Genomic DNA, 21,347 nt, shown 5'->3' with positions numbered 1-21,347 from the left:
GTATCCGGGCAGGGCCGAGGCCTCATGGGTCGGCCCATCGTCGGAGGCTGTTACAGGCCCATTTTGATCCGTTCTTCCCGTCTTTATGCCTTCCTGTAGGTTGCCTTTTGGTGTTCAGCCCGAGACGGGTTCGAAGCTGATCAGGCGGTCCAGGCGCCACCACTGCCGGCGGCCCGCGGTGTCGCGCAGGATCAGGTATTCGGCACCGCGCCGGGTGCGCAGGTCCAGCGGGCGCACGATCGCGATCCGGTCCATCTCGCCGCGCCGCCAGTGCGTGCGCAGAAACTGCCCGCGCACGATCGCCAGCTCCAGCTCGGAGTAGCGCTCGCAGGCAATCGGGGTATAGGGCGGCGCTTCGCTCACTCGCCCTCCCGTCGGGCCTCGATGCGCGGGACCTCCTCGTCGCCGGCATCCTCGCGGCGGAACACGATCGGGGCACAGCACACCGCGCAGTCCTCGATCCACTCGCGGTCGTTACTGACCATGTCCACCGTGGTCTCGCCGGGCTCGCCGCACCAGGGGCAGGCAAAACCGACAAACTCGACGGGACGCATCATCGACCCTCCTCCCGGCCTGCGGGCCAGGCGATCGGCGTGGCAACCGAGTCCTGCGGCGTCCCTTCCGGAAGAAAACGTTCCAGCACGTTGTTGAGAAACGCCAGGCCCCGTTCCGTGGCCTGCAGCCGTTCCGGATCCGCGACCAGCAGCCCGTCCGCGCGCAGTTCCGAAAGTGCGGGTTCCAGCATCGCCAGTGGCAGGCCGCAGCGCGCCTCGAAGCTCGCCGCCGGCACACCCTCCACCAGCCGCAGCGCGTTCAGCAGGAACTCGAAAGGCCGCTCCGCCGTGTCCACGGCCTGATCCTTGTGCGCCTGCGGCTCGGCCAGCCAGGCCTCGGGCTGGCGCGGCTTCATGCGGCGCAGGATCGCGCCCTGATGGACCTGCGTCAGCTTGCCGTGGGCCCCGGCCCCGATGCCGAGGTAATCGCCGAAGGTCCAGTAGTTGCGGTTGTGCCGACATTCCTGCCCCGGACGTGCATAGGCGGATACCTCGTATCGAGTATAGCCAGCCGCCGTCAGATGGGACTGGCCGCGGGCAAACAATTCCTCGATCGTCGCATCCTCCGGCAGCTCGGGCGGGCGCGCCGCGAACAGGGTGTTCGGTTCCAGGGTCAGTTGATACCAGGAGATATGTCCCGGGTCCTGCTCGATCGCCGCCTGCAGATCCGCGATCCCGGCCGCGACCGACTGCCCCGGCAGACCGAACATCAGGTCCAGGTTGATCGCCTCGAAGCCGGCGGCACGGGCATGCTCCACCGCGCTCAGGGCCTCCGTCGCACCGTGAATGCGCCCCAGGCGCGCGAGCATCGCGTCGTCGAAGCTCTGGATGCCCAGCGACAGCCGGTTGACCCCCGCCTCGCGGTAGCCGCGGAAGTAGGCGCGGTCGGCGGTCCCGGGGTTGGCCTCCAGCGTCACCTCGCAGTCCGGTCGCAGCGGCAGCCGGGCGCGCAGGCCGGAAAGCAGAGCATCCAGCGCCTCCGGCGGGAACAGGCTGGGGGTGCCGCCGCCAATGAAGACGCTCTCCAGCCGCCGGCCCCAGATATCCGGCAGCTGGCCTTCCAGGTCGCGCAGCAGCGCGTCCACGTAGTCATCGAAGGGCGGCTCGCCGCGCGGCTCGTGCGAGTTGAAGTCGCAGTACGGGCACTTGCGCACGCACCAGGGCAGGTGCACATACAGCGCCAGGGGCGGCGGATGGGTCAGCGCGGCAGTCATGTGCGAAGCATAGGCGAGGGGGCGGGTGGCGTCGAAAGGACCCAGTCCCGCCATTGCGGCCTTGCGCGCCGGTGGCCCCCTGCCGACCGCCACAGCGCTGCGCGCCTCGCGATGACGGGGGCAGGAAGCACAGTCATCGCGAGCGCCGCAGGCGCGTGGCGATCTTCCCGGCCTGGCCCGACGCGGGTCCGAACATGCGCCGGGGTGTCGTCGGGAGGTTGCCACGGCCCCTGTGGAGCCTCGCAACGACGGGAAGTCCCCGTCATCACGAGGCGCGCAGCGCCGTGGCGATCTCTCCGGGTGGCCCCGGTGCCGGACGGCGTGGGTTGTCAGGCCGGCGGGTTGCCCATGCGCTCGCGCAGGGCGCTCCCGAGTTCTTGCAGGGCCTGACCGCGATGGCTCAGGCGGTTCTTGGTCTCCGGGGGCAGCTCGGCCGAGGTGCAGCCCTCCTGAGGCACGAAGAACAGGGGGTCGTAGCCAAAGCCCTCGGCGCCGCTGGCCTGTTCCGCGATGCGCCCGGGCCACACCCCCTGGGCGATGATCGGCGCCGGATCCTCGGCATGCTCCAGGTACACCACGACCGCGCGGAACCGTGCGCCGCGCTGTTCCGGCGGGACGCCGGCCAGTGCCTCCAGCAGCTTGGCGTTATTGGCCGCGTCGTCGCCATCGGGGCCGGCATAGCGCGCGGAGTAGATCCCCGGCTGGCCGTGCAGGGCATCGACCTCCAGCCCGGAGTCGTCGGCGATCGCCGGCAGTCCGGTGTGGCGGGCGGCGTTGCGCGCCTTGAGGATCGCGTTCTCCACGAACGTCAGGCCGGTCTCGTCGGCCTCGGGCACGGCGTGTTCGGACTGTGCCTCGACCGCCAGCCCCAGCGGTTCCAGCAGGGCGCGGATCTCGCGCAGCTTGCCGGGGTTGCCGGTGGCCAGGACGACGCGGCGCGGATCGCCCATGATCAGCCCTCGGCCAGCACGGCGCGCTGGGCCTCGCAGATCTCCTGGATGCCCTTCTCGCCCAGGTCCAGCATCTGGTCCAGCTCGTCGCGGCGGAAGGCGTGGCCCTCGGCCGTGCCCTGGATCTCGATCACGCCGCCGGCCTCGTTCATCACCAGGTTGAGGTCGGTCTCGGCCTGCGAGTCCTCGTCGTAATCCAGGTCCAGCACCGGCTCGCCGCCGAAGATGCCCACCGAGATCGCCGCCACCTGACCGTGCAGCGGGTCCTTGCGGACCAGGCCCTGTTCGCGCGCCTTGCGGATGGCGTCGTACAGCGCGACATAGGCCCCGCTGATCGAGGCGGTACGGGTGCCGCCGTCGGCCTGGATCACGTCGCAGTCGACAATGATCTGGCGCTCGCCCAGGGCCTCCAGGTCCACCACCGCGCGCAGCGAGCGGCCGATCAGGCGCTGGATCTCCATGGTGCGGCCGCCCAGCTTTCCGCGCGCGGCCTCGCGCACCATGCGGTCATGGGTGGAACGCGGCAGCATGCTGTATTCGGCGGTGACCCAGCCGCGGCCCTTGTTCTTCAGCCACGGCGGCACGCGCGACTCCACCGTGGCGTTGCACAGCACGCGGGTATCGCCAAACTCCACCAGTACGGAACCCTCCGCGTGGCGGGTGAAATGGCGGGTAAAACGCACGGGGCGCATTGCGTCGGCTGTTCGGCCACTGGGTCGCATGCTGTGATCCTTGCTAGATTTGAGTGGGGCGCAGTATACGGGCCGCCACCGCCACACGCAGCAGGGATCACCATGGAGGGACGCATGATCACCAGTATGACCGGATTTTCCCGGCACGCGATGAGCCTGGACGCGGGCGTGTTCGACTGGGAACTGAAGAGCGTCAACCACCGCTATCTCGAGCTGCGCGTCCACCTGCCCGATCACCTGCGTTCGCTGGAGGCCGAGGTGCGCAGCCGCCTGAAGGCCCGCCTGGCGCGCGGCAAGGTGGATGCGGTCTTGCGCGACCGTGGCCAGGCCGACAACGCCCCGGAGGCCTTCGATCACGAGCGCGTCCGGGCGCTGATCGGGGCCTGCGCCTCCATCGAGCGCATGCTGCCGAACCCGGCGCCGGTCTCGCCGCTGGACGTCCTGCGCTGGCCGGGGGTGCTCCAGGGCAACGCCGATGTCGGCGAGAGCCTCGCGCAGCCCCTGCTGGCGGGCTTCGACAGCGCGCTGGAGGCCCTGGTCACGATGCGCACGACCGAGGGCGCGGCCCTGGCCGACGGCATGCGCTCGCGCCTGGACGCCCTGGCGGAACACGCCGGGACGATTCGCGCGCGGCGCGAGCCGATGCTGGACGAGCAGCGCGGCCGCATCCTTGCCCGCATCCACGAACTGGACCTGAACCTGGATCCCAAGCGGCTTGAGCAGGAGGTGGCCCTGCTGGCCCAGCGCATGGACATCGCCGAGGAGCTGGACCGCATCGACGGTCATGTGGCCGCCGTGCACGAGATTCTGGACCAGGGTGGACCCAGCGGGCGGCGGCTCGACTTCCTGATGCAGGAGTTCAACCGCGAGGCCAACACCATCTCGTCCAAGTCGCATGACCTGGAGATCACCCGCGCCACCGTGGAGATGAAGGTCCTGATCGAGCAGCTGCGCGAGCAGGTGCAGAACCTGGAATAGCCGATGCGCCGGTTCCGCCTGCGTCTCGCCATCTCGCGCCAGGAGATGGAGGACTACTACACGGGGCGCGCCGCGGTGGTCTTCGCCCAGGCCGACAGCGGCGAGAGCGTGCAATTCCCCGCCCGGCTGCTGCGCAGCCACCTGGATCAGCGCGGCGTACACGGCGTGTTCGAGCTGGTCACCGATGACGACTACAAGCTGCGCGAGTTTCGCCGTCTCGCGTAACGGGCATGACTCCAGGCCCTTGAAAACGCGGGATGTGTCCCTACCTCTATGGGTGAGTCAGATGACACCCGCACAAGGAGGGAACGCCATGACCATGACCCGTTACGAACCGTTCAGCCTGCTCGGCCAACTGTCGCGTGAACTCGGTCGCATGCCGGACATGCCCGGCACCGAGGACTCCGCCGCGACCTCCGACTGGGCCCCCGCGGTGGATATCCGCGAAGAGACCGATGCCTACGTGCTGCATGCCGACATCCCCGGGGTGGACCCGAAGGATATCGAGCTGCACATGGAGAACGGCGTACTGACCCTGCGCGGCGAGCGCAAGCACGACAGCGAAGAGGAGAAGAACGGCTACAAGCGCATCGAGCGCGTGCGTGGCAGTTTCTTCCGCCGCTTCTCGCTGCCGGACACGGCGGACGCCGACAACATCTCCGCGCGCAGCGAGAATGGCGTGCTGGAAGTCCGCATTCCGAAGCAGGCCCGCGTGCAGCCGCGCCGGATCCAGATCGAGAGCTGATCCGGCCTCCCGTCGCACGCCGCGGATCCCCGCGGCGTGCGCAGCCACGGGCGCTGCCCCGGGTGCCACCCGCGGTAGCGCCTCGTCTTTTTAAGCCTTGGGAGACAGGGATCTAGTTCTGCGGCCCGTGTCTCCCGGGGTGACAGCCGCATCCCGGCTATCATGTGGCGGGATCCGGGTGTCACCCGAGGAAGCCGCAACCGCTCGAGGAACGCAATGGAATTCAAGGATTACTACAAGATCCTCGGTGTGAGCCGCGACGCCAGCCAGGACGAGATCAAGAAGGCCTACCGCAAGCTGGCGCGCAAGTACCACCCGGATGTCAGCAAGGACCCGGACGCCGAGACCCGCATCAAGGAGGTCAACGAGGCGTACGAGGCCCTGGGCGATCCGGAAAAGCGCAAGGCCTACGACCAGCTCGGCTCCAACTGGCGCCAGGGCCAGGACTTCCGCCCGCCGCCCGGCTGGGACGGCTGGAGCCAGCACGGCGGGGCCCGCGGGGGCGCCGGAGCCGGGGCCGACTTCGGCGGCTTCTCGGACTTCTTCGACTCCATCTTTGGTGGCGGCGGCATGGGCGGTGGTCGCCGCCGTGCGGGCGGGGCCGGCTTCAACATGCGCGGGGCCGACCGCGAGGGCCGGGTGGAGATCACTCTGGACCAGGCGCTCAAGGGCACCGAGGTGTCGGTCAACGATGCCGAGGGCCGGGTACAGCGTGTACGCATCCCCGCCGGGGCCCGGGACGGCTCGCGCCTGCGCGTGCGCGGTCAGGGCGACCCGGGGGTCGGCAGTGGCGGCGCCGGCGACCTGCTGCTGGAGATCCGGGTCAAGCCGGACAGCCGCTACACCCTGGACGGCCGCAATCTCTACCGCGAGATCCCGATCACGCCCTGGGAGGCCGCGCTGGGCGCGACCATCGAGGTCCCCACGCCGCATGGCTGGGTCAATCTGAAGGTTCCGGCCGGCTCGCAGTCGGGCAAGCAGATGCGCCTGAAGGGCAAGGGCCTGCCGGGCAAGCCGCCGGGGGATCTCTACCTGAAGCTGATGGTGCAGGTGCCGCCGGAGGAAGAGGCCGGCGACTGGTACCGCAAGATGGCCGAGAAGTCGTCCTTCGCCCCGCGCGCCAACCTGGCGCCCTGATAACCGGAACCCCGTTCGAGGAGCGCCCATGCGTCGGCTTGTTCCCCTCCTGATCCTGGCCCTGACCCTGTTCGGGGCCGCACCGGCCACCGCCCAGCTACCGGCCGCGGTGGACGGCCAGCCGCTGCCCTCGCTGGCACCGATGCTCGAGCGGACCATCCCCGGCGTGGTCAATATCGCCACCCGCGCCCGCGTGGTGGAATCGGTCAGCCCGCTGTTCGACGATCCCTTCTTCCGCCGTTTCTTCGATGTCCCCGAGCGTTCGCGTGAACGCGAGCGCCAGGGCCTGGGCTCCGGGGTCATCGTGGATGCCGGGGCTGGCACCATCCTGACCAACAGCCACGTGATCGCCCGCGCCGACACCATCCTGGTCACGCTCTTTGATGGCCGTCAGTACGAGGCCGAGGTGGTGGGCACCGACCCGGCCACCGATGTCGCCGTGATCCGCATCGACGCGGAGGACCTGCAGGCGATCCCGCTGGCCGACTCCGACGCCCTGCGCGTGGGCGACTTCGTGGTCGCCATCGGCAACCCCTTCGGCCTCGGTCAGACCGTAACCAGCGGCATCGTCAGCGCCCTGGGCCGCAGCGGCCTGGGTGGCGCCGGCTTCGAGGACTTCATCCAGACCGATGCCTCAATCAACCCGGGCAACTCCGGCGGGGCGCTGGTCAACCTGCGCGGCCAACTGGTCGGCATCAACACCGCCATCCTCGCGCGGGGCGGCGGCAACATCGGCATCGGCTTCGCGATCCCCGCCAACATGGCCAGCCAGATCCAGGAGCACCTGCTGGCCGAAGGTCGGGTCGAGCGCGGCGCGCTGGGCGTGGAGATGCAGGACCTCACCCCGGCGCTGGCCCAGGCCTTCGGTCTGGACCTCTCGCAGGGCGCCGTGATCACCCGCGTGGTGCGCGGCTCGGCCGCCGAGCGCGCCGGCCTGGCCCACGGCGACATCGTCCTGCGGGTGGACGGCCAGACGGTGCGCAGCGCGAGCGACCTGCGCAACCGCCTGGGCCTGCTGCGCGCCGGGTCCGAGGTGGATCTGGACATCCTGCGCGACGGGACGGAACGGCAGATCGTCGCGCGACTGGATCGCCCGGAAGAGCGGCGCATCGAGGGGGCGGCCATCCACCCGCGGCTCGACGGCGTACGCCTGTCCGAGACCACAGGAAACGACGGTCGCAGCCGCGTGGCGGTCATCGCGGTGGAGCCCGGCACCGCCGGGGCGCGGGCCGGCCTGCGCCCCGGCGACGTGCTGCTGGCGATCAACCGCCAGCGCATCGAGCGCCTGGCCGACCTGCCGCAGCAACTGGCCGCCCACCAGACCCTGGAGCTGCAGCTGCGCCGCGGCAACCAGACCCTCTACCTCACCCTGAGGTAGGTGTGATCACTACCGGCGAGGGCTTTTGTGGGAGCGGGCTTGCCCGCGAATGCTCCTGCCAAAGCCGGACGCGGGCGGGGGCTTCGCGGGCAAGCCCGCTCCCACAAGAATGCTTCCATCGCGCAACCCCCATGTCTCGTCATCCCGGCTCTCCGCTCCGCCGCGGCCGGGTTGACGAGGGTGTAGGGACGTATGCGAGCGGGAATCCCGAGGCCCTGGCCCACCCCTGTAGGAGCCTGCTTGCAGGCGAAGCCCCTGCCAAAGCCGGACACGGGCAGGAGCATTCGCCTGCAAGCAGGCTCCTGCAGGGGTGGGGTTCAGAAACCCGGGGTGTTCTTCTCCACCCAGCGCTGGGTGCCGTCGGTGAGGGTTTCGCGCTTCCAGAACGGGGCCTCGTGCTTCAGGCGTTCCAGGATGTCGCTGCAGGCGTCGCGGGCGGCCACGCGGTGGGCCGACCAGGTCGCCACCAGCACCAGGGCGTCGCCCGGGCGCACGTCGCCCACGCGGTGGGCCACATGGCAGCCCAGCAGCGGCCAGCGCGCCTCGGCCTCGGCGACGATGCGTTCCAGCTCGCGCTCGGTCATTCCCGGGTAGTGCTCCAGGAACAGCCCGGTCACGTCCTCGTCCTCGTTGAAGTCGCGCATGCGGCCGACGAACACGCTGGCAGCGCCGCGTGCGCTGGCCGGGATGGCCTGCTCGGCCCGCGCCACCAGGGCCCAGGGGTCGAAGTCCTCGGGATAGATCTCGACCGCCACTTCAGCCCCCCGTGACCGGCGGGAAGTAGGCCACCTCGTCACCGTCGCGCACCGGGGTCTCCAGGCTGGCCTGCTCCTGATTGACCGCGGCCATCAGGCGTTCCGGCGGGGCCTCCTGATGGAGGTGCTGCCACAGCCCGCCAACGGTCATGCCGCCGGCGGGGAGTTCCGCCTCTTCGTTCGGGCGGCCCAGTTCCTCGCGCAGACGCGCGAAATAGTGAACGTGTACGGTCATTCCGGCCCCTGTAAACATGGCTGCGAGTCAAGCATTATAGCCATCATGAACGAATTCACTCACTTCGATGCCGAAGGCCATGCGCACATGGTCGATGTCGGCGAAAAGTCCGTCACCCACCGCGTGGCGATCGCCGAGGGGCGCATCCATATGCAGCCGGATACCCTGCAGCGCATCCGCGAAGGCCGCCATGCGAAAGGGGACGTCCTCGGCATTGCCCGGGTGGCTGGCATCATGGGGGCCAAGAAGACCGGCGACCTGATCCCGCTGTGCCACCCGATCGGCCTGACCCGGGTGGCCCTGGAGCTGGAGACGGAAGACACCGCCGTGCGCGTACAGGCCACCTGCGAGGTGCACGCGCAGACTGGCGTGGAGATGGAGGCGCTGACCGCCGTGTCCACCGCGCTGCTGACGGTCTATGACATGTGCAAGGCCGTGGATCGCGGCATGCAAATTGATGGTGTTCGCCTGCTGGAGAAACGCGGGGGCCGCAGTGGCACCTGGCGGGCCGAACCGAAAGGAGATTCCGAATGAAATGGATCAAGCGCCTGCTGGGCCTGATTGCCGTCCTGATCCTGCTGGCCATCATCGTGGCCGCGTACCTGCTGGTCACCTTCGATGCCAATGACTACAAGGAGCGCATCGAGGCCGAGGTGCAGGAGGCCACCGGCCGTGAACTGACCCTGTCCGGGCCGATCGGTCTGACCCTGTTCCCCAGCCTCGGGCTGCGCCTGGAAGAGGTGCGCTTCGGCAACGCCGAGGGCTTCGGCGACGAGCCGTTCGCCGAGGTCGATGTGGTGGATGTCGCGGTCGCGGTAATGCCACTGCTGCGCCGCGAGCTGGAGGTTCAGCGCGTGGAGGCCGACGGTGTGCGCCTGAACCTGGCGCGCGACGAACAGGGCCGCAACAACTGGGACGACCTGCTGGATCACGCCGGCGCCGCCCGCGACGAGGCCGTGGGCGCGGATGACGACGAGCGCACCGAGACCGAGACCCGTCTGGCCCTGCAGCGCATCGACGTGGCCGGGATCTCCCTGACCAACGCCCGCGTGCACTGGGATGACCGCGAGTCCGGCATGCAGGCGACCCTGGAGCCGTTCGAGCTGCAGGTCGGGCGCTTCCGCCCGGGTATCGAGACGCGCCTTGATCTGGAGGCGGTCGTGCGTGCCGAGGGCGGCGACCTGGCCGAACCGGTGGAGCTAGCCCTTGATCTGGGCGGGTTGATGAACGTCGACCTGCTCAATGAGCGCTATTCCGTGCGCCGTCTGAACGCGACCCTGGGCCTGGATGGCGGTGGCCTGCCGCGCGCCGTCGGCATGACGCTGGAGAGCGACGTGGGGCTGGAGATGGCCGACGCCATGACCCTGCGCTTCGAACGCCTGACGCTGGGGGTTTCCGATCTGCGTCTGACCGGGTTCGCCGAGCTGTCCGATCTGGATGGCGAAGTGCCGCAGGTGCGCACCGAGATGCGTACCAACACCGTCAATCTGAAGGACGTGCTGACCGACCTGGGCCTGGAGGCGCCGCAGACCAACGACCCCGACGCGCTGGCGCGCGTCGCGTTCGATTTCTCGGCCAGCGGCAGCTTCCAGGCCCTGGAGATGTCCCCGTTCCTGGTGACCGTGGACGACACCATGCTGAGCGGCTCCGCCGGCTGGGATGGCCGCGGTGAGCGCCCGAAGATCACCTTCGATGTCTCCGGCGAACGCCTGAACCTCGACCGCTACCTGCCGCCGGAGGTGGAAGAGGCGCGTACCGACAACGGCAACGGCGAACGCGATGCCGACGAGGACCTCGCCATCGAACTGCCGCTGGAGGCGCTGCGCAGCGTCGACGTGGACGGCCGCGCTGCGCTGGACCGCCTGGACGTGATGGGCATGGTCCTGCGCAACATCGAACTGCAGATCCGGGGCGAGGCGGGCGACTGGAACATCGAGCCGCTGAACGCCGCCGCCTACGACGGCGAGCTGACCAGCCGCCTGCGCCTGGACGCCCGCCACGATGCCCCGCGCTACGAACTGGCCGCCGACCTGCAGGGCCTGGATATCGGCGCCCTGCTGGAGGACTTCCAGGGCGACGACGCGCGGTTGATGGGTACCGGCAACCTGGAGCTGGACATCAGCACCCGCGGCGAGCTGCTGAGCGAGCTGAAAGGGGCCCTGAACGGCTCCGGCAACATGCGCTTCGAGGACGGCGCGGTGCGCGGTATCAACGTGGCCCAGATCATCCGCCGCGCCGAGGCGCGGCTGCGCGGCGAACAGCTGGAAGAGGACGAGCCCAACCAGACCGACTTCAGCGAACTGGCCGGCAGCTTCACCATTCGCGACGGCGTGGTCCGCAACGACGACCTCGCCGCCAGCTCGCCCCTGCTGCGGGTGCGCGGAGAAGGCCAGGCGGACCTTAACGACGACAGCCTCGATTACCGCGTGAACACGACAGTGGTAGGCACGCTGGAAGGCCAGGGCGGCCGTGAACTGGACGACCTGCGCGGCGTGACCCTGCCCATCCGCATCAGCGGGACCTTCACCGACCCGAACTTCCGTCTCGACCTGGAGGACGCCCTGCGCGGTCGCTACGAGGACGAGGCCCGCGAGCGGGTGCGCGAGGAAGAGGAACGCGTCCGCGAACGCCTGGACGAGGAAGAAGGGCGCGCCCGCGAGCGCATCGAGCAGGAGTCCGACCGGCTCCTGGACCGCTTCCGCAGTCGCTGATCACCGCCGGTGCCCGCCTCCCGGGCGGGCGCCGCCATGCCCGGCCCCTCCATGAACGCCTTCGCCGAGCGACTGCTGGCCTGGTTCGACCGCCACGGCCGCCAGGATCTGCCGTGGCAGCACCCGCGCACGCCGTATCGGGTGTGGGTCTCCGAGATCATGCTGCAGCAGACCCGGGTGGAGACCGTCGTCCCCTACTTCCTCCGCTTCATGGAGCGCTTCCCCGACGTGCAGAGCCTCGCGGCGGCGCCGCAGGATGCCGTGCTGCACCAGTGGTCGGGGCTTGGCTACTACGCCCGCGCGCGCAACCTGCACCGGGCCGCGCAGGTGGTGGTCGAGGAGCACGGGGGTGTCTTCCCCGCTCGCCGCGAGGGCCTGGAGGCGTTGCCCGGGATCGGCCGCTCGACCGCCGCCGCGATCACCGCCCAGGCGCATGATGCCCCCGAGGCCATCCTGGACGGCAATGCCAAGCGCGTGGTCGCGCGCCACGCCGCGATCCACGGCTGGCCCGGCAGCCCGGCCGTCCAGCGCGAGCTGTGGGCCGAGGCCGAGGCGCGCACCCCGGCCACGCGCTGTGCCGACTACACCCAGGCCATCATGGACCTGGGCGCCCTGCTCTGTACCCGCAGCCGGCCCGACTGCGACGCCTGCCCCGTCCATCAGGACTGTGGCGCCGCGCAGCAGGGCCTGACCGCTACGCTGCCCTCGCCCCGGCCACGCCGCGACCTGCCCACCCGCACCCGCTGGGCCGCCTGCCTGCGCGCGCCCGAGGGCATCGCCCTGGTGCAGCGCGGGCAGGACGGCATCTGGGGCGGGCTCTACAGCCTGCCCGAGGCCGAAACCCCCGAGGCCCTGGAGGACTGGGTGCTGGCCCAGTGGCCCGGCGCCGTGCCGGCCGCCACCGATCACGGCCTGCAGCACAGCTTCAGCCACTACCGCCTGGATCTGCGTATCCGCCCCTTCGACCTCCCGGCTGGCGCGTGTGGGATCATGGAAGGCGACAGGGTGATTTGGTATAAACCCGGCACATCACGGGCGGTCGGCATCCCGGCCCCCATCCAGCGTTATCTGCACGACGACAAGGATCCCGGCAATGGCACGAACCGTTAACTGCGTAAAACTCGGGCAAGAGGCCGAAGGCCTGGACTTCCCGCCCTATCCCGGCGAGATGGGCAAGAAGATCTACCTGAACGTGTCCAAGGAAGCCTGGCAGGCCTGGCTGAGCCACCAGACCATGCTGATCAACGAATACCGCCTGACCCCGGTCGATCCCAAGGCGCGCAAGTTCCTGGAAGAGGAAATGGAAAAGTTCCTGTTCGGCGAAGGCTCCGAGAAGCCGGAAGGCTTCGTCGACCCGAACGCCTCCTGATCCGGGCTTTTCAGCGGCGACCGGCCCGGCATGCTTGACGTGGCGGCGCCGGGCCGCTTTAATACCGCCCTTCGTCCGCAGGACGAATCCCCCCGCAGTATGGCCGGGTAGCTCAGTTGGTAGAGCAGGGGATTGAAAATCCCCGTGTCGGCGGTTCGATTCCGTCCCCGGCCACCATTATCTTTCCCGTAGCACCATCCTCCCCATCAATAAGCGTTGGCCGTGTCTGCGTATGGGCCGCCCGAACTGCGTCGCGTCTGCGACCTGGTGCCCTGCTGACTTTGCGTGTTCCCGAATGGCTTGATGGCTATGCGGCCGATTCATGCTCGACATCCCAGCCCGGGAATACGAGTACGGCGGGGTGGCAGCGCAATGCCCTTGCCAGGACCTTGGCACGATCAACACCGAGACGTACACGGTCATTCTCGATGGCCGAAATGGTCGACTGGGGGATCCCGGAGGCATTCGCCAGATCGTTCTGGCTCATTTCCTGAAGCTCACGCAGGATCCGGACCGATTCGCCAACCGAAACCTCGACCCTCTTGTTTGCGTTGCGATAATCACTCATGTCACGCCCTCCCGTAATCGTGGGAGTTACCTTCTCGACTTCAACGAGCACCTTGTCTTTCTCCACCCGGTAAATGACGCGGTACTGGATATTCAGTCGAGACGATCGGAAGCCTTTCCACTTGCCGGACAAGGCTTCGTCGTTGAAGCCCCGAATATGCCGCAACCCCTGCGGACCGGAGATGGTGACGATGTCCTTCCACTTTTCGTACCGCTTCTGAACTTCTGGAGGGGCGGCCGCCAGGCTCTTTTCTACCCTCTTGTGTTCAAAGATCTCCCACATACCAAATAGAGTATGCATACTGAATATGGTATATCAAGGTCGGACTCCTGACGCGGGCGCCGAGTACGGCTAGGCGGCAGCCAGAAAGATGGGTGTCTTCCTCATCGCACAGCCGATAACCCCATCTGGGCAACGTCCTGTTTCAGCGTTCCTCTCCGGCAGGTATCCCCGTACCAACGTCAGCCTCGGCTTCGTGGCACCATCCTTCCCATGAGCGTCCGCCGTATCCTGCCCGTGGATACCGTGATCTGCGTCGTATCTGCGACGCCGCACCGTATCCGTCGCTCGCGGTCGTGGACAATCAGGGTGTTTCTTTTTGTCGGTAGTGATTGACTTCTACCGTCATAACGGAACAGCATGCCGGCATGGGCAATAGCGCAGAAGCCATCCTCGATCTCGCGCGCAAACGCGGACTGATCCGGTCGCGCGACCTGGAACCACTAGGCCTGCCAAGAGTTGCGCTGACGCGTCTCGTCCGTCAGGGCATGCTCGCGCGGGTTGCGCGCGGCCTCTATGCGCTGCCGGACCGTCCTGTCTCGGAACACACCGCGCTGGCCGAGACCGCGCGCAAGCATCCGCGAGCGGTGGTGTGCCTGCTCTCGGCATTGCGTTTCCATAATCTCACCACCCAGTCGCCATTCGAGGTCTGGCTTGCCATCCCCAACAAGGCCCGCGCTCCCCGGATCGACTACCCGGCCCTGCGTATTGTCCGCTTTTCCGATCCTCTTCTTGCCGAAGGCGTCGAGGAATACTTGATCGAAGGGGTTCCGGTGCGCGTCACCGGTATTGCCAGGACGGTCGCGGACTGTTTCAAGTACCGCAACAAGATTGGCCTGGATGTCGCTCTGGAGGCCCTGCGCGAGGCCTGGAGTGAGAAGCGGGTGCGCATGGACGAACTCTGGCAGTTTGCCAGGCTGTGCCGGGTCGGCAATGTCATGCGCCCTTATCTGGAGAGCCTGACGTGAGTCCCAAAAACCCCGCTGCCTCGGTGCGTGCCCGGCTGCTCGAAAACGCCCGAAACCACAAGCAGGACTACAACCTCGTACCAGGGAAACCCTGGTCCATGTACACGCTCGCGCTCGAGTCGCTTTTGCGTGCGAACAAGGCGCGGCGACTGCCGTGCAGTCATTCTGCACAAGGGAGCCGCAACGCCGTTCCCGCGCAAAAGCGGCCGAGCCCCTCGGGGTTGGCACCCCAGGTTCCCCGATCCTGCATTACGCCGCTTGCGGGTAGAGCCACTACCGGCTGCGCACCGCGCCTTGTCTCGGAAAACCTGGGACACCAACGCGAGCGTGTACATGGATCAGGGTTTCCCTAACCCGCTATGCCCTTGAACGGTTCCTGTATCGCCTGAGCACCTCCTCCCATGCAGACCAGTTCCTTCTCAAGGGCGCCTTGCTGTTCGATCTGTGGTTCGACATCCCGCACCGACCGACGCGTGATGCCGACCTCCTGGGCTTTGGGTCAGCCGAGCTGCCACATCTTGAGGCTGTGTTTCGGGATGTCTGTTCGGTGGAGCAGGACGATGGAATCCATTTTCAGGCCGACTCGGTACGGGCGGAGGCGATTCGCAAGGAGGCCAGCTACTCCGGTGTGCGGATCACGTTGATAGGGCTGCTGGACGGTGCGCGCTGTCACACGCAGATCGACGTGGGTTTTGGCGATGCCGTGACACCAGGCCCCGACGCCATCGAGTTCCCGGTGATCTTGCCCGACATGCCTGCCCCCAGGCTTCGCGCCTATCCCCGCTCGACCGTTGTCGCCGAAAAGCTGGAGGCCCTGGTGTCGCTTGGCATCGCCAACAGTCGTATGAAGGATTACTTCGATCTCTGGGTCTTGTCGCGTTATGCCGATTTCGAAGGCGAAATTCTGTACCAGGCCATTCACGCGACATTCGAACGCCGCATGACACCGCTGCCGGAAGGTACCCCGTTCGGCCTGAGCGACGACTTCGCACAGGACCGATCGAAGCAGATCCAGTGGCAGGCATTCCTGAAGAAAAACACCCTGGCACACCTCCCGCTTTCCGATGTAGTAACGGATCTGCGAGCGTTCCTGTCGCGTCCGCTGCGCGCGATCAAACAACGTGCGGTGTTTCGGGAAACCTGGCATGCCGGGCATGGCTGGACGCCTTCCAGCTAACACGCGATTCCATCGCGCATCTCCCGCAGCAGCGGAAGATGCGGCGCCGTGGCACCATCGTTTCCATGAGCATTCGCCGTATTCTGCGCATGGGGCACCCCGATCTGCGTCGCGTCTGCGACCCGGTACCCGACTCGGACTTTGACAGCCCTGGGCTGCACGCCCTGGTGGACGACCTCGTCGATACCATGCACGCCAGCGAAGGCCTCGGCCTGGCTGCTGCCCAGATCGGCGTTCCGCTACGCGTAGCCGTGATCGAGATCCAGCCGGGCAATACCCGTTACCCCGGAGCCGTGCCGACCGGCCGCTTGGTCCTCGTCAACCCGACCGTGACCGTGCTGGACCCAACCCCGCAACGCTACTGGGAAGGCTGCCTGTCCGTACCCGGGCTGCGCGGGGAGGTTGCCCGGCCGCGCCACATCGCCGTGGACTACTACGAGCCCGACGGCACGCCTCGCCACCTGGAACCCGAAGGGTTCCTCGCCACCGTCTTCCAGCACGAGATCGACCACCTCGATGGCACCCTGTTCATCGACCGCGTCACCGACACCACCCGCCTCGCCTTCCTCGACGAATACCGCGAGTTCCACGCGGCACCCTCGTCAAAGCCCACGTAAGCCCGCCCCTGCTGGCCATCCGAATGGGCCCGACTTCCTCCGGCTACTAGGACGGTACCGTCGATCGCCGATACAGGATGCGTCGGTAGTCGACCTCGCACTTAATAGTGATATCGGCAGGAGATGATCGTGATAGACGAATCCTCCACCGCATACACAAGTCGATTGGTGTCATCAATCCGACGCGACCAGAAACCCGCCAGGTTCTCCTTGAGGGCTTCCGGCTTGCCAATGCCTTCAAATGGAGACCGCCTCACGTCTTCTATCAACTTGTTGATCCGCTTCAGGGTCTTCTTGTCCTGACGTTGCCAGTAGAGGTAGTCAGTCCATGCTTCGTCGGTCCAGCAAAGCAACCGACTACTCATCCCCACCTACCAACGCACGCTCGGTCGCCTTTCCTGCCTTGTATTGCGTAATGGACCTGTTGAGGTGCTCTGCATTGGCAGGGGAACGCAAAAGATGCACCGTTTCCATCAGGCTGTTGTAGTGATCAAGTGACATGACCACTGCATCCTCCGAATCACGGCGCGTAATCACCGTGGTGTCGGCATCGTTGACCACCCCATCCAGTACGGCCTTGAGACCGTTGCGAGCCTCGGTGAATGAAACAATCTTCATGGCGCCTCCTGTACCTTGACTTGTACAAGTATAGGCCGGCCGGCCCACATGTACAACCAACTGTGCAGGTTGTGCTATCGCGTCGCCGAGTGAAATACCGGTTACCTGACAGCCACTCGCCTGACGCTGGTGGACCCCGTGTTCACCGCGCGGGGCGCGAGCCTGCTGCCTCGGGCCACCTCGACGGTACCCTGTTCATCGATCGCGTCACCGAAACTACCCGCCTCGCCTTCCTCGATGAATACCGCGAGTTCCACGCGCAGGCGTAGGGATCACGCCCCGTGGAGGCGCGGCCATGCGTTGCGCACCACCTCCGCCCCCAGCGCATCCAGCAGCGGGTGGGCCGCCAGGCCGAGCAGGCCATCGGTCAGGGGATTCTCGTCGCCGCAGCGCACGGCCAGTTCCAGATGCGTACCGCGCGCGCTCGGCGTCAGCCGGTAGCAGCCCTCGCAGGACAACCCGGCCAGCGCGCGCCAGCCGAGCAGGCGCGGCGGGACGGCGACCAGCACTTCCACGTCGAAGGTTAGCGGAACCCCGGCCACCCGCACACACCAGCGGTAGCGCTCGGGCCCGACGCAGGTGATGGACTCGATGGCCTCGCTGTAGGCGGCGAACGCCTCTACCCGGGCCATCAACTCGAACACCGCCTCCGGAGCGGCGTCGATCTCCATCTCGTGGTGGATCACCGACATCGCCCACCGCTCCACATTGCAGGGTCGCCGCCGGCAGGCCCGGAGGCCCAGGCCCGATCAGTCGTGCACGATGATGCGGGAGCCCGAGGCGTCGATATCCACGCGCGAGCTGGAGTAGGCACAGGCCTTCGCGATGTCCTAAAGGGAAACACTGACCCATGTACACGCTCGCGCTCGAGTCGCTTTTGCGTGCGAACAAGGCGCGGTGACTGCCGTGCAGTCATTCTGCACAAGGGAGCCGCAACGCCGTGCGCACACAAAAGCGGCCGAGCCCCTTCGGGGTTGGCACCCCAGGTTCCCCGATCCTGCGTTGCACCGCTTGCGGGTAGAACCACTACCCGCTGCACGCCGCGCCTTGCCTCGGAAAACCTGGGGTACCAACGCGAGTGTGTACATGGGTCAGTGTTTCCCTCCGGGCATCTCATTGATCTCCGCCAGACGATGCAGAAGACTGCCGCCCTCGCAGTCACGCGGCATGCCGTTGTCGTCCAGCGTGCAGCCGAATTCGCCCTCGTTTACCGACCAGTCCATGCCGGCCGGCATCTTCAGCACCACCGGCTCCTCGTGCATCACCTGGAACTTCGCCCGCATGGCGTTCTTGCCATCCTGCCAGTCGAGCACCGGCAAGTTGTCTACGCTGCGCATGGTGTGCCTCCTTAGCGATTCCGCGAGGTTGCATCGGATTCTGTCGGGCCGTTCTCCGCCCCTGTTCTTTGACGCTAGACCCCGTTCCCGAGGCGGTCAAAGGTGACCCCGGAAGCGATGGGGAAGGGGCTACGCCGTATTTCATCAACGGCATGTGGATTGTTTCGGGGAGGGACACCGAAGGGCAAAACGCAAGGTCTGACCCCGGTGGCTGCGCTAGACCCCGTTCCCGAGGCGGTCAAAGGTGACCCCGGAAGCGGATGGGGGAGGGGCTATGCCGTATTTCAGCAACGGCATGGTGGATTGCTTCGGGGAGGGACACCGCAGGGCAAAAGGCAAGGTTTGACCCCCGTGGGCACATGACCCCCGTGGGCACTGACTCCGCATGGTCAGCCTCCTTCGCGATTCCGCGAGATTGCAACGGCTTTCGCCGGGCCGTTTCCTGCCCCTTCCCTTAGACGCTAAACCCCGTTCTCGAGGCGGTCAAAGGTGACCCCGGAGGCGTTGGGGAAGGGGCTGTGCGGCCGCTGATCAACGGCATGGTGGAATGCTTCAGGGACGCCTATCGCAGGGCTAAAGGCACGGCCTGACCCCCGCGGTCCGGTTTGGAGCGCCAGCGGAAAACCGGTCCCGTTGACGCACTTGTTAACTTCTGATTTCTAGAAGTTCGTAAAAAATGGAAGATTCATTTGTTAACGGGTTTTCAGTTTCAGTAACCTGACAATAAAGGGAGACTTCCTGCTCAAGGTGCAGTTCACTAACACTCGGAAGCAAGCGTTTAGGATAAAGAATCTTTATAAGGCTCCCTTCATATGACCTTAAATCTATGCGTTCACGCTTACTTAGAAGCTCCACTTTTCCGGCAAGAAGAACCTTTTCTTCTTCTATTACCTCAGTAACTTCCAGCGCAGAGGCTACTGAATCGAGAACTTTTTTACTTCCCTGCCAATATCGAACTTTCTCTCCCGCGAATGTCCACGTAAACTCAGCTTCGGCGTCATGAGATCGAATAACTTTCAGGAAATTACGCAAACTCTTAGCACCCAATGGCCCTAAATCGTTAACTGAATCAAGAAATTCCGCACCTCTCCCCTCTGAATCAAGAACGGAAAATACACGCTCGATAGCTCGTTTACTTAAGCCATCGTCTAATAAATCTCTTTCAGCTGCTGCTGAAATTATAAACCTCGAAGACCCTGGTAAAAGCCCTTCAAGTCTTAGATCTAAATCCGCATATAGATCCCGTGGAACTCTTTTTCGATTTATACCGCCTTGCATCAAGCGGAGCGCCGCGTAGCCGAGAGTTTTTCGAACCTCTTCAGTCAACTTCGATACGAATTCTAGAGGGGCACTACCAGTTCTTAGGTTCGGAGCGCTTATTCGGAAATCCAACATTTCAAACGCTGGGCTCACCTTTGACGTGAGCTCGATCTTTTCCAACTCGTCAATATGATTTTCAAGTGAAGCGGCCGTCAGCTCGTAGGCGAAACTCCCTTCTCGTGCCTTTCGGTTGGCTTCATCAAGAAGTCTCTTCGCTTCGTTATTTTTTCGGCTAATTTTTTCACTCATGTTGCCACCATTATACGCGCGATACCCTTTGGCTCCTCGTTTCTGTCAAAACCAAACCAGCCACGCCAGTAACTGCGCATTTGTTGGTTTTCGGCAACACAAAAATAAACATCAAGGCCGAATCTCTTTTTGATTGTTGCGTGATCCAACAGAGCTTTTAACAAGCTCTGTTCCCTGGGCGGTAACGCATTAACTTCCGCTTCAGATGAAAATACAACCAGGTCTATATCGTTCGGGTCCACTTTCTTAGTCGTGAAGGAGCCATCAAGCCACAACTCGACAGAAGCACCCAAGTCCAAAAACAGCTTTGCGTATGCCTCAAGATTAGCTATCAGAGCTGGCCTTGTCGTCGAATCGGCAAAGTCTTCGAGAAAATGATTTCCGATTTCACCTAGCTCAAAGTCGTGGAGCCCGGGCTCTAACAGCGGTTCTTCTTCCATGTCAGACTCTCATTTTTAGTTAACGACCAGCCTAACCGGACGATTTTTCAGCGTCAGATAAAAAATCGGTCCGCGTTGAAGCTGTTGTCGTACGATTTCCGCTCAAGTCAAAAGCAGCCCACTCAAGGAACCGCTTGATTTCAGAATGCTTATGCTTGAGCCCTCGTACCATATCCAACAATGTCAGCAAAAAGAATAACCCCATCGCCATTAAAAAAATGTAAGCCAGGCCGCCACCATCCTGCCATGCTTCAGTTTGTCGAATATAATCTGCAATCAGGACCGTCAATATTGTTATAAAAGGAAGCACAATCGGGTGTTCCGTCAATCTAAATGGCGGCTCTGGCTTATCTGCTATATCTGCGAACTCCAGAATTGTTCTTATTTCTTGATTAGCCTTATACCTCTCGCGGAGCCTATTTAGGAATAAGGCATATCGGAGATAGAGCCTTCGCTTTCCGAAAGGATGACGTGATATGGCATGGGCATCGTATTCAGACGAAAACTCCCGTTGAAGCGCCCACTCCACTGCTATAAATAGAAAAACGAATGCGAACCCCATTCCTGTGACCCCAAACCAAAACCACGCGCCAGACCCAAATGCGGCCGGAAGGGACACAAGAAGATAGAGCAATGTCGCAGCCCACAGATACCAATAAGATATCAGCTTGTTAGGTGCATAAACTGCCCGAGCAATACTTCCTGCCCCACAGCTCCTATAGATCTGCCAAATTTCAGCCCAGTCCTTCAAGAACACATGTGACTCCATCCAAGATTATCAGCAATAATGCCTACATCGTATAACAGTAGACTAGACAGATTCTGTCATATTGGTGATATACAGATTCTGCATATCATCCCGGCGTTCAACTCTCGGTGGCACGCCGCCATGGGGAAACCTTGCTTTTATCATGGTAGTAGCCTTCGCGTCGAGGGGCAGGGCGCCGCCGGCGCTGGGGCGAGCACGTTTCGGCTCTTGTTCAAAGACTTACAGCGCATCACTAGCCCAAGATAGGGGAGACGCAGGGGCCGACCTTAAAGGCTTGCGGGTGGACT

General features: G+C 64.8%; 27 protein-coding genes, 1 tRNA gene and 2 pseudogenes. 14 read left to right on the top strand and 16 right to left on the bottom strand.

Features of this window, described 5'->3' with window-relative positions:
* Nucleotides 1–114: 114 nt before the first annotated feature.
* The 5 genes from D105_RS0112855 to rph form a co-directional block, all read right to left on the bottom strand.
* Nucleotides 115–363 (bottom strand): transcriptional antiterminator, Rof, encoded by a 249-nt coding sequence (locus D105_RS0112855; RefSeq protein ID WP_018867684.1) that lies wholly within the window; start codon nucleotides 361–363, stop codon nucleotides 115–117.
* Nucleotides 360–554, bottom strand: coding sequence for a CPXCG motif-containing cysteine-rich protein (locus D105_RS0112850; RefSeq protein WP_026280493.1), 195 nt, complete (start codon nucleotides 552–554; stop codon nucleotides 360–362). The genes D105_RS0112855 and D105_RS0112850 overlap by 4 nt, the downstream gene beginning before the upstream one ends.
* Nucleotides 554–1,822: a radical SAM family heme chaperone HemW gene (hemW, locus tag D105_RS0112845; protein ID WP_018878657.1), complete on the bottom strand. Its 1,269-nt coding sequence runs from the start codon at nucleotides 1,820–1,822 to the stop codon at nucleotides 554–556. Before hemW ends, D105_RS0112850 begins: the two co-directional genes overlap by 1 nt.
* 275 nt (nucleotides 1,823–2,097) lie before the next feature.
* Nucleotides 2,098–2,718, bottom strand: a complete 621-nt coding sequence (gene rdgB / locus D105_RS0112840) for an RdgB/HAM1 family non-canonical purine NTP pyrophosphatase (RefSeq protein ID WP_018878656.1) — start codon at nucleotides 2,716–2,718, stop codon at nucleotides 2,098–2,100.
* 2 nt (nucleotides 2,719–2,720) lie between these two features.
* Nucleotides 2,721–3,440 carry a ribonuclease PH gene (rph, locus tag D105_RS0112835; protein ID WP_026280492.1) on the bottom strand — a complete coding sequence of 240 codons (720 nt, stop codon included), beginning with the start codon at nucleotides 3,438–3,440 and terminating at the stop codon, nucleotides 2,721–2,723.
* 84 nt (nucleotides 3,441–3,524) lie between these two features.
* On the opposite strand from rph, the gene D105_RS0112830 reads away from it, so the two are divergent.
* From D105_RS0112830 to D105_RS0112810, 5 genes are all read left to right on the top strand, one after another.
* Complete coding sequence (locus tag D105_RS0112830) at nucleotides 3,525–4,388, top strand: YicC/YloC family endoribonuclease (RefSeq protein WP_018878654.1); 864 nt, start codon at nucleotides 3,525–3,527, stop codon at nucleotides 4,386–4,388.
* Nucleotides 4,389–4,391: 3 nt separating this feature from the next.
* On the top strand, nucleotides 4,392–4,613 hold the full coding sequence (locus D105_RS0112825) for a DUF2835 family protein (RefSeq protein WP_018867690.1): 222 nt from the start codon (nucleotides 4,392–4,394) through the stop codon (nucleotides 4,611–4,613).
* Between the two features lie 88 nt (nucleotides 4,614–4,701).
* Complete coding sequence (locus tag D105_RS0112820; protein ID WP_018878653.1) at nucleotides 4,702–5,133, top strand: Hsp20/alpha crystallin family protein; 432 nt, start codon at nucleotides 4,702–4,704, stop codon at nucleotides 5,131–5,133.
* A gap of 216 nt (nucleotides 5,134–5,349) precedes the next feature.
* The gene (locus D105_RS0112815; protein ID WP_018878652.1) at nucleotides 5,350–6,270 is read left to right on the top strand and encodes a DnaJ C-terminal domain-containing protein; all 921 of its coding nucleotides are present in this window, start codon (nucleotides 5,350–5,352) and stop codon (nucleotides 6,268–6,270) included.
* Between the two features lie 28 nt (nucleotides 6,271–6,298).
* A complete protein-coding gene (locus tag D105_RS0112810; RefSeq protein ID WP_018878651.1) occupies nucleotides 6,299–7,648 on the top strand; it encodes a DegQ family serine endoprotease in 1,350 nt (449 codons plus the stop codon).
* Between the two features lie 317 nt (nucleotides 7,649–7,965).
* Here D105_RS0112810 and D105_RS0112805 read toward each other — a convergent pair whose 3' ends face one another.
* Complete coding sequence (locus D105_RS0112805; RefSeq protein WP_018878650.1) at nucleotides 7,966–8,403, bottom strand: molybdenum cofactor biosynthesis protein MoaE; 438 nt, start codon at nucleotides 8,401–8,403, stop codon at nucleotides 7,966–7,968.
* A 1-nt stretch (nucleotide 8,404) separates the two neighbouring features.
* The gene (gene moaD / locus D105_RS0112800; RefSeq protein WP_018866572.1) at nucleotides 8,405–8,638 is read right to left on the bottom strand and encodes a molybdopterin converting factor subunit 1; all 234 of its coding nucleotides are present in this window, start codon (nucleotides 8,636–8,638) and stop codon (nucleotides 8,405–8,407) included.
* Between the two features lie 45 nt (nucleotides 8,639–8,683).
* Here moaD and moaC point away from each other — a divergent pair, with 45 nt between their 5' ends.
* The 5 genes from moaC to D105_RS0112775 all read left to right on the top strand — a co-directional run bounded on the left by moaC (nucleotide 8,684) and on the right by D105_RS0112775 (nucleotide 12,895).
* Nucleotides 8,684–9,172, top strand: coding sequence for a cyclic pyranopterin monophosphate synthase MoaC (gene moaC / locus D105_RS0112795; protein ID WP_017940559.1), 489 nt, complete (start codon nucleotides 8,684–8,686; stop codon nucleotides 9,170–9,172).
* Entirely contained in the window at nucleotides 9,169–11,349 is a 2,181-nt protein-coding gene (locus D105_RS0112790) for an AsmA family protein (RefSeq protein ID WP_018878649.1), read from the top strand. Before moaC ends, D105_RS0112790 begins: the two co-directional genes overlap by 4 nt.
* Nucleotides 11,350–11,400: 51 nt before the next feature.
* Nucleotides 11,401–12,459: an A/G-specific adenine glycosylase gene (gene mutY / locus D105_RS0112785; RefSeq protein WP_018878648.1), complete on the top strand. Its 1,059-nt coding sequence runs from the start codon at nucleotides 11,401–11,403 to the stop codon at nucleotides 12,457–12,459.
* Nucleotides 12,443–12,718 (top strand): oxidative damage protection protein, encoded by a 276-nt coding sequence (locus D105_RS0112780; protein ID WP_018866575.1) that lies wholly within the window; start codon nucleotides 12,443–12,445, stop codon nucleotides 12,716–12,718. The genes mutY and D105_RS0112780 overlap by 17 nt, the downstream gene beginning before the upstream one ends.
* 101 nt (nucleotides 12,719–12,819) lie before the next feature.
* Nucleotides 12,820–12,895, top strand: a tRNA-Phe gene (locus D105_RS0112775).
* A 130-nt stretch (nucleotides 12,896–13,025) separates the two neighbouring features.
* Here the strand turns inward: D105_RS0112775 and D105_RS15295 are convergent.
* Together D105_RS15295 and D105_RS15290 are read right to left on the bottom strand one after the other, a co-directional pair.
* Complete coding sequence (locus D105_RS15295) at nucleotides 13,026–13,286, bottom strand: helix-turn-helix domain-containing protein (RefSeq protein ID WP_026280491.1); 261 nt, start codon at nucleotides 13,284–13,286, stop codon at nucleotides 13,026–13,028.
* Between the two features lies 1 nt (nucleotide 13,287).
* Nucleotides 13,288–13,568 (bottom strand): annotated as a pseudogene (locus D105_RS15290) (type II toxin-antitoxin system YafQ family toxin).
* A 365-nt stretch (nucleotides 13,569–13,933) separates the two neighbouring features.
* Here D105_RS15290 and D105_RS0112760 point away from each other — a divergent pair.
* The 3 genes from D105_RS0112760 (at nucleotide 13,934) to def (ending at nucleotide 16,327) form a co-directional block, all read left to right on the top strand.
* A complete protein-coding gene (locus tag D105_RS0112760) occupies nucleotides 13,934–14,533 on the top strand; it encodes a type IV toxin-antitoxin system AbiEi family antitoxin domain-containing protein (protein ID WP_018876727.1) in 600 nt (199 codons plus the stop codon).
* Nucleotides 14,534–14,813: 280 nt separating this feature from the next.
* The gene (locus D105_RS0112755) at nucleotides 14,814–15,710 is read left to right on the top strand and encodes a nucleotidyl transferase AbiEii/AbiGii toxin family protein (RefSeq protein ID WP_196801067.1); all 897 of its coding nucleotides are present in this window, start codon (nucleotides 14,814–14,816) and stop codon (nucleotides 15,708–15,710) included.
* Between the two features lie 65 nt (nucleotides 15,711–15,775).
* On the top strand, nucleotides 15,776–16,327 hold the full coding sequence (gene def / locus D105_RS0112750) for a peptide deformylase (protein WP_026280342.1): 552 nt from the start codon (nucleotides 15,776–15,778) through the stop codon (nucleotides 16,325–16,327).
* A gap of 101 nt (nucleotides 16,328–16,428) precedes the next feature.
* Here def and D105_RS0112745 read toward each other — a convergent pair whose 3' ends face one another.
* Both D105_RS0112745 and D105_RS0112740 read right to left on the bottom strand, forming a co-directional pair.
* A complete protein-coding gene (locus tag D105_RS0112745; RefSeq protein WP_018866579.1) occupies nucleotides 16,429–16,692 on the bottom strand; it encodes a Txe/YoeB family addiction module toxin in 264 nt (87 codons plus the stop codon).
* On the bottom strand, nucleotides 16,685–16,945 hold the full coding sequence (locus D105_RS0112740; RefSeq protein ID WP_018866580.1) for a type II toxin-antitoxin system Phd/YefM family antitoxin: 261 nt from the start codon (nucleotides 16,943–16,945) through the stop codon (nucleotides 16,685–16,687). Before D105_RS0112740 ends, D105_RS0112745 begins: the two co-directional genes overlap by 8 nt.
* Before the next feature lie 176 nt (nucleotides 16,946–17,121).
* On the opposite strand from D105_RS0112740, the pseudogene D105_RS14905 reads away from it, so the two are divergent.
* Nucleotides 17,122–17,214 (top strand): annotated as a pseudogene (locus tag D105_RS14905) (peptide deformylase); the annotation flags it as partial.
* 3 nt (nucleotides 17,215–17,217) lie between these two features.
* Here the strand turns inward: D105_RS14905 and D105_RS0112730 are convergent.
* From D105_RS0112730 to D105_RS15125, 5 genes are all read right to left on the bottom strand, one after another.
* Nucleotides 17,218–17,637: an SRPBCC family protein gene (locus tag D105_RS0112730; protein WP_018878645.1), complete on the bottom strand. Its 420-nt coding sequence runs from the start codon at nucleotides 17,635–17,637 to the stop codon at nucleotides 17,218–17,220.
* Nucleotides 17,638–18,036: 399 nt separating this feature from the next.
* Nucleotides 18,037–18,282, bottom strand: coding sequence for a hypothetical protein (locus D105_RS0112725; RefSeq protein ID WP_018878644.1), 246 nt, complete (start codon nucleotides 18,280–18,282; stop codon nucleotides 18,037–18,039).
* A 645-nt stretch (nucleotides 18,283–18,927) separates the two neighbouring features.
* The gene (locus D105_RS15130) at nucleotides 18,928–19,851 is read right to left on the bottom strand and encodes a hypothetical protein (RefSeq protein ID WP_155987712.1); all 924 of its coding nucleotides are present in this window, start codon (nucleotides 19,849–19,851) and stop codon (nucleotides 18,928–18,930) included.
* Nucleotides 19,848–20,291 carry a hypothetical protein gene (locus tag D105_RS14895; RefSeq protein ID WP_155987711.1) on the bottom strand — a complete coding sequence of 148 codons (444 nt, stop codon included), beginning with the start codon at nucleotides 20,289–20,291 and terminating at the stop codon, nucleotides 19,848–19,850. The genes D105_RS15130 and D105_RS14895 overlap by 4 nt, the downstream gene beginning before the upstream one ends.
* 31 nt (nucleotides 20,292–20,322) lie before the next feature.
* On the bottom strand, nucleotides 20,323–21,048 hold the full coding sequence (locus D105_RS15125) for a hypothetical protein (protein WP_155987710.1): 726 nt from the start codon (nucleotides 21,046–21,048) through the stop codon (nucleotides 20,323–20,325).
* Between the last annotated feature and the right edge of the window lie 299 nt (nucleotides 21,049–21,347).

Origin of the sequence: Thioalkalivibrio sp. ALE28 (assembly GCF_000377425.1) — a bacterium.
Taxonomy (GTDB): Bacteria; Pseudomonadota; Gammaproteobacteria; order Ectothiorhodospirales; family Ectothiorhodospiraceae; genus Thioalkalivibrio.
This window is presented reverse-complemented; position numbering and strand designations above follow the sequence as displayed.